The organism is Occultella gossypii, from assembly GCF_019947135.1.
GTDB lineage: Bacteria > Actinomycetota > Actinomycetes > Actinomycetales > Beutenbergiaceae > Occultella > Occultella gossypii.
Genome location: NZ_JAGSHT010000014.1, coordinates 32,453 through 45,959, shown reverse-complemented (window position 1 = coordinate 45,959; position 13,507 = coordinate 32,453). Strand labels below are relative to the sequence as shown.

Here is a 13,507-nt window from a genome sequence, read left to right as displayed (position 1 = left end):
GAAGGGTGAATGATGAGAAGTTGGTCGAACGAACTGCGACGACGCCTGCGGACCGACGGGGACCGGGGCGACGTGCCGGGGTGGGTCCTGGTGACATTGATGACGGCAGGACTGGTGGTCCTGATCTGGGCACTGGCGGGCGAGGCGCTCACCCAGGTGTTCAACACGGCCATGGAGCGCGTGCTCGGCGCATGAGGTCCGAGCGGGGCTCCGCGGTGGTGGACTTCCTGCTGGTCTCCCTGCTGGTGACGGTGCTGGTCCTGGGTCTCGTGCAGCTGGCACTCACCCTGCACGTACGCAACGTCCTGATCGACAGCGCCTCGGAGGGAGCCCGGTACGCGGCGCTGGACGGGAGTTCGCTCGCGGCCGGGCAGCAACGGACCGCGGACCTGATCACGTCCACGCTGCCGGCCGCCTATGCGGAGAACCTCGCCGCCGGGTACGTCACCCATGCTGGCGCGACGCTCGTGGAGGTACGAGTGAGCGCGCCGATCCCGGTCCTCGGCCTGCTCGGGCCGTCGGGCGTGGTGCACGTGACCGGAAGGGCGGTCCAGGAGTGAGGCTCGCAGCATGGCTCCGGGTTCGGCTCGATCGGGCCGGCGCGGCCGAGCGCGGCAGCGCGGTCGTGGAGTTCCTAGGCGTCTCCCTGCTGGTGCTGGTGCCGATCGTCTACCTGATCATCACCCTCGGCCGGATCGAAGCGGCCAGCTTTGCAGCCGAGGGTGCGGCACGCGACGCCGGCCGGCTGATCGCGGATGCCGAGACCATGGAGGAGGGCCTCGCGCTGGCGGTGCTCGCCGTCGAGCTGGCGTTCGCGGACCAGGGGATCAGCGTCGACGGCGGCGAAGCTTTGACCGTGACCTGCGCCGAGGATCCCTGCCTGAGCCCGGGTGCCTACATCCACCTACGGGTCGACACCACCGTCGGGCTGCCGGGTGCGCCGAGTTTCATGGCCGACGCGCTACCGATGGAGGTCGCGATCGAGGCGGAGGCCATGACCGCCGTGGACACCTACCGGGAGCAGCCGTGACCAGCACCGGCGCCCGCCTGCGCGAACGCCGCGAGGACGGTCAGATCCTGCTGCTGTCCCTGGTGTACGGGCTGGTCACTTTGGCGCTGGTGATGGTCGTCGCCTCGGTCGCCTCGGTCTACTTGGAGCGCAAACGGCTGCTGTCCCTGGCCGACGCACTCGCTGCGGACGCCGCCGACTCCGTGGACGCGGCGCAGTTCTACACCGGCGACCGGGGCTCGGTGGTGGACCTGCCGCTCTCGGACGAGTCCGTGCGGGCCGCCGTCGAGGAGTACCTGAGGGCTGCGCCAGCGGGCGTCACGGACGAGTTCGAGGACTTCGCCGTCGTCGAGCCGACCGGGAGTCCCGACGGCGATGTCGCTGAGGTCAGCCTCGGCGCCGTGAGCCGGCCACCACTGGTGCCCTGGGTGCTGATCCCATGGTCTGACGGCATCGTCATTGAGGTCACCGCACACGCCGAGGCCGGCTGAGCCCACGATCTGGTCAACGTCTAGATATGGTGGGGCCATGACCGGATATCACCACGGCGACCTGCCCCGACAGTTGCTGGCGGACGCCGCCGAGATGGCGGCCGAGCTGGGTCCGGAAGCCATCACGCTACGGGAGCTCGCGCGTCGTTCCGGGGTGTCGCACTCGGCGCCGGTGCATCACTTCGGCACCAGGCAGGGCCTGCTCACCGCGTTGGCCGTCGAGGGCTTCCAGGCGCTGAACGACGCCCTGTCGACGCAGCAGGACGACATCCATGAGATGGGCGTGGCCTACGTGACCTGGGCGCTCGAACATCCCGGGCACTATGCGGTGATGTGGCAGCCGCGGCTGCTCAGCGGTTCGAGTGAGGACCTGGTGCTCGCACGTGAGCAGGCCTGGACCCTGCTCTCCACGACCGTGGCCGAGGGGGCTCCCGCCGATCGTGGCAGTCAGGAGATCGAGATGGACGCCCACGCCGCGTTCGCGATCGTCCACGGCCTGGTCGGCCTCTGGCTCAGCGCGGCGCTGCCGTACCCGGAGGATCCGACCGTACGGGCCCGGCAGGTTGTTCGGCGCTTGGGCCTCGATCGCCCTTGATTTGACGCGACGGCGGAGAGTTCTTGACGCCATCGAGGATGACGGTCCCGGCGGGCGGTCGCGGGCGGAGACCTTGCTCACTAAACGCTTCGCTCACGCGCACTTGAAGCGTCAAACGCCTACGCTTGAATACGTGGGACATTCGTCCCGCTGCAGGTGCCCGAGGGCGTGCTCTGAAGATTCACCACTGAGACGGAGCAACCATGCGCTACTTGAACTGGGTCGTCGACGCGATCATGAACGCCGACGAACGATCCGAACACGTCGACCGATTGCCACTGTTCTTCAAGCAGTTCTGAGCAAAACCGGTCATCGCAAGCCCCGACGCACCTGAGGGTGCGGCGGGGCTTCGTCCGTTCCGGGGTGCGGGTCTGCGCCGCCCGGCCACGGTGCGCGACCGCTCACGCGCTCCTAACCCGCTGGGGCAGGTTCGACGAGTCTCGCCAGCAGTTCAGTGAGCAGTCGCTCGGCGAGCGCGGGCGGGGTGATCTCGATGATCGCCAACAGTGGGGCCAGCGCGTCCGGGAGTGCTCCTTCGGTGCCGATGCCGAAGCCGGCCAGGATCGCGGCGGCGGCGTCGGAGTCGAGGGGACCGGTGAGCGGCGGGAGCTGACCGATCAGCGGGGTGGCATCGACGTGCGAGACCCCGCGCACGGCGTCGGCCCCTGCCGTGAGCGCCGCGAGCAGGTCCGGTAGCACCCGCTCGGTGACCGGTGTGATGGTGAGGTGCGTGGTCGATCCGATGGCGCCGTTCGCCGGCTGCAGTTGCAGAGTGAAGCCGAGGCCGCGGACGGCGTCCGCCCAGTGGTGCGGGTCGACGCGGGCGGCGGCGGACACCGCTGGGTCGGCGGCGACCGCGAGGAGCGGCCCGACCGGATCTCCGAGTACCCGCAACCCCTCGATCGCCGCGATCGCCGCGAGGATGGCGTCGGTCGAGCGTCGGGTCGAGTCGACGAGCCCCTGGAATCCGGACACCCCGAGCGCGCGCGTGATCGCCCAGGCGGCAGCGAGTGGCCCGGCCGACTTGGAGCCGAGGATCGTCGGGTTGACCACCGGGTAGCCCGGCCAGCGGGTGGTGGCGAAGTACTGCAGGCGCTGCCGGTCGCGGCCACGCTGCAGCAGCACCGATGCGCCCTTCGGTGCGTAGCCGTACTTGTGCAGGTCCGCGCTCACGCTGGTGACGCCGGGGACGGCGAAGTCCCAGTCCGGCAGGTCCGGCCAGAACGGCAGCACGAGTCCGCCGATGCAGGCGTCGACGTGCACGTCGATGCCACGGGCGGCCGCGAGCTCGGCGACCGCTGCCACCGGGTCGAGGGCCGCGACCGGGTACGAGGGCGCCGAGACGACGACCATGGCCACATCCGCCCCGAGCCGCGCCTCGATGTCGTCGACCGCCACCACACCTTCGCTGGACACCGGGACCAGGTCGAGGTCCAGCCCGAAGTAGTGGGCCGCCTTATGGAACGCGGCGTGCGCGGTTGCGGGCATCACCAGCCGCGGTGTGCCGGTCCCGCCGGCGGCGACCCAGGCGTCCCGGGCGGTCTTGACGGCAAGCAGACACGACTCGGTGCCGCCCGTCGTGACGGTGCCCACGACGTCGGAATCGCCGTGCAGCAGGTCCCGCACGAACGCGATGACGTCCCGTTCGAGCGCCGCCACCGAGCCGAACGTGGTGGGGTCGAGTCCGTTCACGGGCTGCATGAGACGCGCGGCGTCGGCGGCGAGCTCGTCGAGCTCGGCAACCCCGGGGTCGTAGACGTAGGACAGCACGCGTCCGCCGTGCGTGGGGGCGTCGTGCTCGCGCAGGGCGCGCAACTCATCGAGGATGGTTACCGGTTCTTCGGCGAAGGTGCTCATGCGGTGGGGGCTCCGTTCCCAGCGGCGGGCTCGGCATCCACGCGGCGCGTGTTCCGGTCGATGTCGGATCTGCGCAGCGGGTAGCGCGCGAGCGAGAGGAGGCTGCCGAACATCAGCGCCGCCGGAATGGCGCTGAAACTCACGATGATGCCGACGATCGCACTCTCGGGCTGGGTCGCGGTCTGTTCGGCGACGGTCGGGATGAACCCGGTGACGGCGAGCACGATCGACAGGATTGTGCCGCCGAACGCGAGCCCGGCGGTCTCACCGGCGGTCCAGACGCCACTGAACGTGCCGGCCCGGCCGGGTCCGTTCCGCACCGCGTCGTGGGCGACCGTGTCGGGGAGCATCGCCAGGGGGAGCGACTGCAGGCCCGCGTACGCGGCGCCGGCGAGCGCGACCGGGGCGTAGAGCCACGGCCCCGGGAACCAGATGAGCAGGACGAGCGACAGCGCCGCGACGGCGAACATGACGGTCGCGATCCGCAGCGCCCGTTCCTTGCCGATGCGGCGGGAGAGCGCCGACCACACGGGCGTGACGAGGAGCGCTGGGGCGATGAGCGACAGGAACAGCAGGAGCACGCCGGTACCGAGGATCTCGGCGGCCACATACGCGACGCCCGCGAGCATGAGCCCGATCGCGAGCGCCTGGACGACGAACGTGACGAGCAGCGCCCGGTAGGGCTGACTGCTGCGCACCGCCGACCAGCCGCGCCGGTAGTGCATACCCAGGCCCACCTTCGGGGCGGCGGTTCCGTCTTCCGGCGCGGGTACGGGCACCATCGGCTTCGAGGTGCCGCGCGCGCTGCGTTCCACCGTCGAGGCGATGAGGAACGCGATGAGGAAGATGAGTCCCGCGACGCCCGCCATCACGAGGTAGCCGAGGTATTCGGTTCCGCCGCCCGCGGTGACCAGCGCGACGATCTCGGTGGCACCACCACCGAAGGCGAGGATCGCGAGGGCGAGCACGATGACGCGCGCCGAGATCAGGCGCGTGCGGTCGTCGTAGCCGTCGACGAGTTCGGCCGGGAGGGCGATGTAGGGCACCTGGAAGAAGCTGAAGGCCGTGGCAGCGAGCAGGAATCCGATCAGCACCCATGCGGCCGAGGCCAGTTCCGACAGACCGGGCGGCACCGCGAAGGTGAGCACGAAGAACACCGGCAGGCCGATGGCGCCGAGCACCATGAAGGAGCGACGCGCGCCGGTGCGGGCGAGGCTGCGATCGCTGCGCGCACCGATCCAGGGGTCGATGATCACGTCCCAGATCTTCGACACCGTGAACGCGGCACCGGCGAAGGCGGGGTTCACGCCCAGCGTGTTGGTCATGTAGATGAGCAACACCAGGCCGGGCAGGGTACCGAAGCCCCCGGTCCCGACGGAGCCGATCGCATAGCGGACGACGGTGCCGCGTCCCAGGGCGCGTGAGGGCGAGGCCATGCTCCGAACCCTAGAGGGGATCGGACCCTTGAACTCGCCGATCGTGGTACCCACCGTGTCGTTGCCCAGCACCGGACGAAGCCAGCCGCACCCGGGGGTGCGGCAGGCTTCGTCGACAGCCAGGCGGGTCCGTGCACCGCCGGGCCGGCTACAGCACGGCCTGGAGGAACGCCCGGGTGCGCTCGTGTTCCGGAGCGGTGAACATGACGTCGGGGGAGGCCTCCTCGACGATGCTGCCGCCGTCGAACATCAGCACGCGGTGCGAGACGTCCTGGGCGAACTGCATCTCGTGGGTGACGATCAGCATCGTGATGTCGGTGCTCTTGGCGACGTCACGCAGCACCCCGAGGACCTCGCCGACCAGTTCCGGGTCCAGGGCCGAGGTGACCTCGTCCAGGAGCAGGATCTCGGGGTCCATGGCCAGGGCGCGGGCGATCGCCACCCGCTGCTGCTGACCACCCGAGAGACGCGTCGGGTGCTCGTCGGCCTTGTCCGCGAGCCCGACCTGGTCCAGTAGTTCCAGGCCGCGGGTGCGGGCCTGGTCCTGGGACCTGCCGAGCACGTGCACCGGGGCCTCGGTGATGTTCTCCAGCACGGACATGTTCGGGAACAGGTTGAACTGTTGGAACACCATCCCGATCTTCTGGGTGGTCCGGGCGACGTCCTTCGGACGGCGTTCCACCCGGCGACCGTTCACCTCCATGTGGGTGAGCGGCTCGCCGTCGACGAAGACGTACCCGCCGGTGAGGTGCTCGAGCGTCATCACCAGGCGCAGGATCGTGGTCTTGCCCGAGCCGGACGGCCCGATCAGGGTGACCCGCTCGCCGCGCTGGACGTCGAAGTTCAGGTCGTCCAGCACGACGTGGTCGCCGAACTTCTTGACCACGTTCTCGAAGCGGATCGCCGGTTGTCCGGCGACCGCGGTGGAATCAGTAGGTGGCAAGGCGCTTCTCCATTCTGCGCAGCAGGACCGAGATCGGGTAGCTGGCGGCCAGGAAGATCAGGCCGGCCATCGTGATCGACTCGGTGTAGACAAAGGTTCGCGATCCATAGTTCTCGGCCTGCCGCACCATGTCCACGACGAAGATGACCGTGAGGTAGGGCGTGTCCTTGAGCATCGAGATCACCCAGGTACCCAGGGCCGGCAACGTGGTCCGGAGGGCCTGGGGGATGACCACCTTGCGCCAGGTGCGCGCGGGGGACATGGACAGGGCCTTCGCGGCTTCCCACTGCCCCTTCGGCACCGCGTCGATCCCGGATCGGTAGACCTCGGCCATGTAGCTGGCGTAGTGCACGCCCAGCACGATCACACCGAGCGTCATGCCGTCGACCGAGGTGAACGTGTAGAAGACGAACAGCAGTTGGATGACGATGGGCGTCATCCGGATGAACTCCATGATCGCGTGCACCGGCGCCGCGATGAACGCCGGCGCGGTGCGGCGCACGATCGCGATGATCAGGCCGAGCACGGCGGCGATCGCCGAGCCGATCACGGTCGCGACGAGCGTGACCTTGACGAAGGCCACGAGCAGTTCGGGGAGCACCTCGATGGCGCGATCCCAACTCCACCAGTCCATCAGGCGACCCCCGCTCCGCCGCTGCCTGCGTTCGCAGCCGGCTTCGGGTCTGTCGTCGCCTTGTCGGTGATGCGCACGCTGAACAGGCCGCCCTTCGGCGGACCCTGGCCGAGCCGGCGCTTCGCGTGGCGCTCGAGCGCGTTCGCGCCGAGCACCATGGCGTAGGAGATGAGGAAGTAGATGATCATGCCGACGCCGTAGGCGAAGAACGTGTTGCCGGTGTCCTGGCGCAGTTGGTCGGTCTCCCAGGTGAGGTCGTGCATGAGGATGATGTAGGCGACGGCGGTGCCCTTGAGGAGCATCACGGCCAGGTTCGCGAGCGAGGGGATCATGATCGCCCAGGCCTGCGGCCAGATGATCTTGCGGAGCTTGCGCGCTGGGCTCAGCGAGAGCGCGGTCGCGGCTTCCCACTGGCCCTTGGGCACGGAGTTGATCGAGCCGCGGACCACCTCTGCGGCGTAGGCGCCGTAGTTCAGGCCGAGCGCCAGCACACCACAGAGCAGCGCGTCCAACTGGATGCCGAAGAGCGGCATGACGTAGAAGAACCAGAACAGCTGCACCAGTAGCGAGGTGCCGCGGAAGAACTCGATGAGGACCCGGGCGGGTACCCGCGCCGGCCAGCGCGGACTACGTGCCGCCAGGCCGAGGACGATGGCGATGACGAACGCGAGCACGACGCCCCCGACCGTGAGCTGCAGCGTGATGAACACGCCGCTGCGCAGGTCGGGGAGCGCCGCGATCAGCGCATCGATGTTGTCATTCATAGGCTGGCGGAATCAGCCGATGTCGCCCGCGCAGAACTGCTCGGTCGTGATCTCACCCGTGGGGCGCTCCTCGGCGGTGAAACCGAAGTCACCGACGACTTCGAGGTAGGAGGCCTCGTCCCCGACGATGCCCGCGAGCTGCTCGTTGTAGGCGTCCCGTAGGTCGGTGTCGGACGGGCGGAACACCGTGCCACCGGCACCCACCTGGTCAACGCCGTCGATGTTCGCGACGAAGGACTCGGTGACCTCGATCGGGGCGTCCGGGTTGTTGTCGGCCATCCAGTTCAGCGAGATGCCCGTGAGGGCGAAGACGTCGGCGCGGCCGTTGACCACGGCGTCCAAGCCGTCCTGCGGGTTGCCGACCTCCATCGCGGAGATGCCCAGGTCGGTGGCGTAGGTGGCCTCGATGGCACCGGTCAGGGCGGCCATCTGGACGCCGGAGTCGACGATCGACTGCATGTCGGTCAAGCCCTCCGGGTTGCCCTCGGGGACCATCAGCGCGGTCGTGTACATGAATTCCGGGTCGGAGAAGATGGCCTGCTCGCAGCGCTCGGGCAGGATCGACATCCCGGCGGCGATAACGTCGAACCGGCCCGCGTTCAGACCCTGGATCAGCTGGCCGAACTCGGCCTGGACGCCCTCGACGTTCTCGATGCCGAGTTCGTTCCAGATCCGCTCGTGCAACGCGACGGTGGCGCCGGTGAGCTCGCCGCCCTCCTCGAAGCTGTACGGGGCCTCGCCGGCGAACCCGACGGTGATCGTGCCCTCTTCCTGCAACTGCTCGAGGGTCAGCGCCTCGCCGCTGCTGCCGCCGGTGTCGCCACCGTCGGTTCCTCCTCCTTCGGCGTCGCCGCCACCCCCGCAGGCGGCAAGCCCGAGTGCGACGGCTCCCGCCGTCGCGAACATCGCGGCCTTGCGGCGCGAAGTGATTGTCATCATGGTCCCTTCGGTTGGACGAGGCATAGCCTCCCGGCGGCACGACCACTGGGGCGCGCGGCACCGGACGGGTCACCCCGACGGTCATGGTGTCGATCCACCGTAGGCGCGTCTCCGAAGGGCTACAAACGCAGAATTCGGCCATTTTTCGGCCCTCGAACGGTCCGACGACGATTCGCTCTCAGCCGCAGGCTCATGCGCCTGAGAGCAAACCGCACCACGGTCGATCAGGGCCGGATCCCGGCCGGATTCGATGCCGTTCATTGTTACTCTGTTGAGACAACCTCCACATTTCTCAAACCGTCCATAGGGTAAACCTTTGCCAAAACATGGGCTGGCTGGCGGTGGTCAGAGCCGGTGACCGGTGGCAGGATCGGCACATGGACCTCCACCTGACCGGCGACCCGGACGCCGACACCCTGCTCTCCTCCGATCCCCTCGCACTTCTGATCGGCATGCTTCTGGACCAGCAGGTGGCGATGGAGACCGCGTTCATCGGACCGCGCAAGATCGCCGAGCGAGTGGGCGGTATCGACGCGGCCACGATCGCCGGCATGGACCCGGAGGAGTTCTCGGCGCTGTGTGCCACACCCCCCGCGGTGCACCGGTTCCCCGGCTCGATGGCTGGGCGGATCCAGGCCCTGTGTGGCGCGATCGTGACCGACTACGACGGCGATGCGGCCCGGATCTGGACGGCCGGCGAGCCGGACGGCGCCGAGGTGCTGCGCCGTCTGAAGTCGTTGCCCGGATTTGGCGAGCAGAAGGCGAAGATCTTCCTCGCCCTGCTCGGCAAGCAGGCGGGCCTGACGGCAGCGGGCTGGCGGGAGTCGGCCGGCGCCTACGGCGAGGCCGGGTCGTTCCGCTCGATCGCCGACGTCGTGGACCCCGAGTCGCTGCTCAAGGTCCGCGAGACCAAGCGCGCCGCGAAGGCGGCGGCGAAGGCCGCCAAGGGCTGAGACCGAAAGGTCCGGCGGCCGGACCAGCGGACCGCCCCGGCACGCTCCACGGCCACGTCCGGGCCCGCCTCCGAGCGCACTGGGGGGCACCGCCGCCACCGGCGCCGGGCCTGCTGTTCACGGGCCGTTCCATGCCCGTTCGCGGACCACCGGTTGCCCCGGTCCGGCCGGGGCGAATCCCGCCACGGAACTGTCGCCAGCATCACAGGAATCCGTGCACGAAACGATTCGACTTCGGATCCCGGAGGCCGGACAATGGATGGTGCCGAGGGTCTGTTCCCGGCCGCCCGATCACCCCTCTGCCCCACGGGAATCCTCGATTGACTGCTGACACCTCACCCTCGCGCGTCCACGCGCCGGCGCCCCGCGTCTCCTCCTCCGACGATCTGTTCGACGCGGCCGCGACCGCCGTCCAGCTCGCCCCCGCCGTCGCCACCGTCCCCCCGCTGCCCCCGGTCCCGGCCGACCCCGGTACCCCGGTAGCGGCCACGGCGAGGCGTCGTGCCCCGGTGAAGCTGATCCTGCTGCTCGGGTCGATGTCCGCACTCGGAGCACTCACCACGGACATGTACCTGCCGTCGCTGCCCGAGGTGGTCACGGACCTCGCCGCGGGCACGGCGTCGGTGCAGTTCACGATCACCGCGACCCTGATCGGTGGCGCGCTCGGGCAGCTGCTGATCGGCCCGCTCTCGGACCGGTACGGGCGCCGGCTGCCGGTGCTGGTCGGCCTGGTGGTGCACGTGGTCGCCTCGCTGCTGTGCCTCCTGGTCGCGGACGTGGCGCCGCTGATCGTGCTGCGGACGATCCAGGGCATGGGCAACGCGGCCGCCGGCGTGGTGGCCGTTGCCGTGATCCGGGACCGGCTCTCGGGCGCGGAGGCCTCCGCAGTGCTGTCCCGGCTGATGCTGGTGATCGGGGTCGCCCCGCTGCTGGCTCCGACCATCGGCGGCATCATCGCCTCGATCTGGGACTGGAAGATGGTGTTCGCCGCACTCGCCCTGTACGGCGTCATCCTGTTCTTCATCGTCGCGCGGTTCCTGCCGGAGTCGCTGCCGAAGGAGAAGCGCTCCACCAGTACCCGGGCGGTCATGGGGTCCTACGGCGTGCTGCTGCGGGACCGGCAGTTCGTCGCCCTCGCCCTGCTGCCAGGCCTGGGCATGGCGGCCCTGTTCGCCTACGTCTCCGGCTCACCGTTCGTGATCCGCGAGGGGTACGGGCTCAGCGAGCACCAGTTCTCCCTCCTCTTCGCCATCAACGGCATCGGCCTCGTGCTCGGCGCGCAGGTCAACGCCGCGCTCGTGCGTAGGTTCGCGCCGATCCGGATCATGCGCCTGGCGCTGCCGGTCGCGACGTTCTTCGCCGTGGTGCTCCTCGTCGTGGGCGTGACCGGCATCGGCGGACTCGTCGGCCTGCTGATCCCGCTCTGGCTGATGCTCGCGGTGAACTCGCTGATCCCACCGAACGCGTCCGCGCTGGCGCTGACGCGGCACGGCGAGCGGGCCGGCGCAGCCGCGGCCATGATCGGCTGCGCCCAGTCCGGTGTGGCCGGCCTGGTGGCCCCGCTGGTGGGCATGCTCGGTGGCACCGCCGCCGCGATGAGCATCGTGATCGTGGCCGCCATGCTCGCTTCGCTCGCCGTGCTCGCGTTCGGGACCCCGGCGTACCGCCGGGGCGGCTGGACCGCCTGAGCCGAAGGGCCGAGAAACACACGCATGGACGACGGCGACGATCACGGGCCAAATCAGGACGTAAGCCGTCAGGGCGATGGTGGAAATGGACATCTGACTCTCCTCTCGATCCGGTGGTTCAGTGAGCGCTGGCGGCGACGGGTTCGTCGTCGGGGGTGTCGTCGAAGTCGCCGACCCGTTGCTTGATCAGCGCGAAGTCGAAACGTTCCCGGTTGCGCATGGTGATGGCCGTGCAGACGATCGTCGAGACCGAATATGCGACGAGTGAGGCGGTCAGGGTCGTGTACTCGTGCAGCGTCCCGATGGCGAACGGTGCCGTCGCGAGCGCGGCCACGGCCCCGGCGATCCTGCCGACCCGGGCTCCGAAGAACCCGAAGGCCATCAGCCCGATCACCACTCCCACGCCGATCACGGCCAGCACGTCCACGACGATGCCCACGGCGCCGTCGAGCGGCACCAGCGCGAACCGGACCGGCAGGAACACGGCCAGCGCGGCGATCACCGAGATGGTGAACGCCTTGTTGGTGACCCGGTCCCAGTAGAAGCTGGCGATCACGGGGAACACCAGCGCACCCCAGAGGGCGCCGACGAACACGAGCAGGTCCAGGATGCTCAGCTGCAGGCTCGCGAATGCGACGGCTGCGGCGGTGGCCACGATCATCGTGATCCGGCCGATCAGCAGCATGGTCTTCGGGTTCGCGTTCTCCTTGCCGACCGTCTGACCGTAGCCGTCCGTCATCACGATCGAGGACAGTGCTGCCAGGTCGGAGTCGGCGGTGGAGGAGAGCGCCCCGATGATCATCACGAAGAACAGCACCAGCAGCGCCGGCGTCAGATACGTCGCCGCCATCTGCGGCACCAGGTTGTTGACGTCTCCGCCGGCGGGCTCGATGCCCAGGTACAGGGCCAGGACGCCGAGCATTCCGACGCCGATCACCATGGCGCCGTACCCGAAGGTGGCGGTGACGAACGTGCGCTTGATCAGGTCCTCACGGACGGCGAACAGCCGCTGCGCGATGGTCTGGTTGCCGATCGCGTAGGCGAGCACCGCCGCGATGTACGGGGCGCCCTGGTTCAGGAACGCGTCGCTGGAGAAGAAGCTGCCCTGCTGGGGCGTCAGGTTGGCCGCGCCGGTCTCGAACGCCGCGGGGAAGTCCGCCGCGATGAAGATGGCCGGCACGATGATCACCACGGCGCCGAGCATCGCGACCACCTGCACGAAGTCGGTCAGCACCGACGCCCGGAAGCCGGACCACAGGGTGTAGAGCAGCACACCGCCGGCCACGGCGATCACGCCCTGGAAGAACGAGAACGGGGACAGCAGGCTGATCAGCGCGCCACCGGCGATGAAGTTCGACATCAGGCTGATCACCGAGCCGACCACGTTCGAGCCTGCCAGCATCACCTGGCTGGAGCGGCCGTGCCGGGCGAACATCACCTCGGCGAGGGTGTGTGCCTTCGGCGCCACCGTGCGGATCCGGCGCCCGAACGGGTAGATGAACAGGATCATCAGGGCGCCCCACAGGCCGTAGTGGATCGGGCCCGAGATCCCGTATGTGTAGCCGGACGTCGCGGATGCGTACATCGAGGACGCCCAGATCCAGGTCGCGGTCATGCTGGCGGCCGAGATGCCGAACCCGATGTTGTTGCCCGCCGTCATGTAGCCGTCGGCGTTCTCCTCCTTCTTGCCGATGCGGGTCGAGATGAGAAACGTGATGCCGTAGAACAGCACCAGGATCACGACAACTGTCAGGACGCCGAACTGCACCTCTTCAGGGACGTTCACGCGTCACCTCCTTCGTCAGTAGGGATTCATCGAACGGGCGATGGCGCGTGGCAGCACAGAATGTGAACTCGCGCGAACTCGGGTGCGCGGCCACCGGCCGAAGGTCTCGGGCCGGGGCGCCCGTGGGCGCACACGGGTCAGCTGGTGCGGAGAATCACATCCGTTCGGTCGGTCGGACTTCGACGCGCCGGCGGAGGGGCGCGCGGGTCGATTGCGCGCCGATATGGGCGACGCGGGGCGGCATTGCCGTGGCGAGCGGGCGGTCAGCTCCGGTCGGTTCCGAACCAGCAATGCCCGAAGTTGACTCGTCAACTTCGGCGCTCTGGACCCTAGCAGAAGTTGTGAACGTTCCAGTCGGGACGTGTGTCGAGGGCCTCCGGCCGCGCTCGCTAGCGATTCGCGCCCGAAAGGG

The 13,507-nt window shown here is 69.1% G+C and carries 14 protein-coding genes and 1 pseudogene; 7 read left to right on the top strand and 8 right to left on the bottom strand.

Annotation, left to right across the window (positions count from 1 at the left end; all coding sequences use genetic code 11):
- The first annotated feature begins 12 nt into the window (after positions 1–12).
- The 5 genes from KCQ71_RS15385 to KCQ71_RS15365 are packed head-to-tail and all read left to right on the top strand — an operon-like array spanning position 13 to position 2,095.
- Positions 13–195 (top strand): hypothetical protein, encoded by a 183-nt coding sequence (locus KCQ71_RS15385; protein ID WP_223407439.1) that lies wholly within the window; start codon positions 13–15, stop codon positions 193–195.
- Entirely contained in the window at positions 192–560 is a 369-nt protein-coding gene (locus KCQ71_RS15380) for a TadE/TadG family type IV pilus assembly protein (protein WP_223407438.1), read from the top strand. The genes KCQ71_RS15385 and KCQ71_RS15380 overlap by 4 nt, the downstream gene beginning before the upstream one ends.
- A complete protein-coding gene (locus tag KCQ71_RS15375; protein WP_223407437.1) occupies positions 557–1,030 on the top strand; it encodes a TadE/TadG family type IV pilus assembly protein in 474 nt (157 codons plus the stop codon). Before KCQ71_RS15380 ends, KCQ71_RS15375 begins: the two co-directional genes overlap by 4 nt.
- Positions 1,027–1,500: a hypothetical protein gene (locus tag KCQ71_RS15370; RefSeq protein WP_223407436.1), complete on the top strand. Its 474-nt coding sequence runs from the start codon at positions 1,027–1,029 to the stop codon at positions 1,498–1,500. The genes KCQ71_RS15375 and KCQ71_RS15370 overlap by 4 nt, the downstream gene beginning before the upstream one ends.
- 37 nt (positions 1,501–1,537) lie before the next feature.
- Positions 1,538–2,095 carry a TetR/AcrR family transcriptional regulator gene (locus KCQ71_RS15365; RefSeq protein ID WP_223407435.1) on the top strand — a complete coding sequence of 186 codons (558 nt, stop codon included), beginning with the start codon at positions 1,538–1,540 and terminating at the stop codon, positions 2,093–2,095.
- Positions 2,096–2,506: 411 nt separating this feature from the next.
- On the opposite strand, the gene KCQ71_RS15360 is transcribed toward KCQ71_RS15365, so the two are convergent.
- The 6 genes from KCQ71_RS15360 to KCQ71_RS15335 form a co-directional block, all read right to left on the bottom strand.
- On the bottom strand, positions 2,507–3,952 hold the full coding sequence (locus KCQ71_RS15360) for a pyridoxal phosphate-dependent decarboxylase family protein (protein WP_223407434.1): 1,446 nt from the start codon (positions 3,950–3,952) through the stop codon (positions 2,507–2,509).
- Complete coding sequence (locus KCQ71_RS15355) at positions 3,949–5,388, bottom strand: MFS transporter (RefSeq protein WP_223407432.1); 1,440 nt, start codon at positions 5,386–5,388, stop codon at positions 3,949–3,951. Before KCQ71_RS15355 ends, KCQ71_RS15360 begins: the two co-directional genes overlap by 4 nt.
- Before the next feature lie 148 nt (positions 5,389–5,536).
- Positions 5,537–6,331, bottom strand: a complete 795-nt coding sequence (gene ehuA, locus KCQ71_RS15350; protein ID WP_223407430.1) for an ectoine/hydroxyectoine ABC transporter ATP-binding protein EhuA — start codon at positions 6,329–6,331, stop codon at positions 5,537–5,539.
- Complete coding sequence (gene ehuD / locus KCQ71_RS15345) at positions 6,318–6,965, bottom strand: ectoine/hydroxyectoine ABC transporter permease subunit EhuD (protein WP_223407428.1); 648 nt, start codon at positions 6,963–6,965, stop codon at positions 6,318–6,320. The genes ehuA and ehuD overlap by 14 nt, the downstream gene beginning before the upstream one ends.
- The gene (gene ehuC / locus KCQ71_RS15340; RefSeq protein WP_223407426.1) at positions 6,965–7,729 is read right to left on the bottom strand and encodes an ectoine/hydroxyectoine ABC transporter permease subunit EhuC; all 765 of its coding nucleotides are present in this window, start codon (positions 7,727–7,729) and stop codon (positions 6,965–6,967) included. Before ehuC ends, ehuD begins: the two co-directional genes overlap by 1 nt.
- A 12-nt stretch (positions 7,730–7,741) precedes the next feature.
- Complete coding sequence (locus KCQ71_RS15335) at positions 7,742–8,665, bottom strand: transporter substrate-binding domain-containing protein (RefSeq protein WP_223407424.1); 924 nt, start codon at positions 8,663–8,665, stop codon at positions 7,742–7,744.
- A 380-nt stretch (positions 8,666–9,045) separates the two neighbouring features.
- Here KCQ71_RS15335 and KCQ71_RS15330 point away from each other — a divergent pair, with 380 nt between their 5' ends.
- Together KCQ71_RS15330 and KCQ71_RS15325 are read left to right on the top strand one after the other, a co-directional pair.
- Positions 9,046–9,621: an HhH-GPD-type base excision DNA repair protein gene (locus KCQ71_RS15330; protein WP_223407422.1), complete on the top strand. Its 576-nt coding sequence runs from the start codon at positions 9,046–9,048 to the stop codon at positions 9,619–9,621.
- 320 nt (positions 9,622–9,941) lie between these two features.
- Positions 9,942–11,309, top strand: a complete 1,368-nt coding sequence (locus KCQ71_RS15325) for a multidrug effflux MFS transporter (protein ID WP_223407420.1) — start codon at positions 9,942–9,944, stop codon at positions 11,307–11,309.
- A 15-nt stretch (positions 11,310–11,324) separates the two neighbouring features.
- Here the strand turns inward: KCQ71_RS15325 and KCQ71_RS27975 are convergent.
- Positions 11,325–11,402 (bottom strand): annotated as a pseudogene (locus tag KCQ71_RS27975) (putative transporter small subunit); the annotation flags it as partial.
- A 25-nt stretch (positions 11,403–11,427) separates the two neighbouring features.
- Positions 11,428–13,095 (bottom strand): sodium:solute symporter family protein, encoded by a 1,668-nt coding sequence (locus tag KCQ71_RS15320; RefSeq protein WP_223407418.1) that lies wholly within the window; start codon positions 13,093–13,095, stop codon positions 11,428–11,430.
- Positions 13,096–13,507 lie beyond the last annotated feature (412 nt).

Coding starts and splice junctions, on each gene's coding strand:
- KCQ71_RS15365 (WP_223407435.1), top strand. CDS start 1,538: ATGACCGGATATCACCACGGCGACCTGCCCCGACAGTTGCTGGCGGAC.
- KCQ71_RS15380 (WP_223407438.1), top strand. CDS start 192: ATGAGGTCCGAGCGGGGCTCCGCGGTGGTGGACTTCCTGCTGGTCTCC.
- KCQ71_RS15355 (WP_223407432.1), bottom strand. CDS start 5,388: ATGGCCTCGCCCTCACGCGCCCTGGGACGCGGCACCGTCGTCCGCTAT.
- ehuD (WP_223407428.1), bottom strand. CDS start 6,965: ATGGACTGGTGGAGTTGGGATCGCGCCATCGAGGTGCTCCCCGAACTG.
- KCQ71_RS15330 (WP_223407422.1), top strand. CDS start 9,046: ATGGACCTCCACCTGACCGGCGACCCGGACGCCGACACCCTGCTCTCC.
- KCQ71_RS15385 (WP_223407439.1), top strand. CDS start 13: ATGAGAAGTTGGTCGAACGAACTGCGACGACGCCTGCGGACCGACGGG.
- KCQ71_RS15335 (WP_223407424.1), bottom strand. CDS start 8,665: ATGACAATCACTTCGCGCCGCAAGGCCGCGATGTTCGCGACGGCGGGA.
- KCQ71_RS15360 (WP_223407434.1), bottom strand. CDS start 3,952: ATGAGCACCTTCGCCGAAGAACCGGTAACCATCCTCGATGAGTTGCGC.
- ehuC (WP_223407426.1), bottom strand. CDS start 7,729: ATGAATGACAACATCGATGCGCTGATCGCGGCGCTCCCCGACCTGCGC.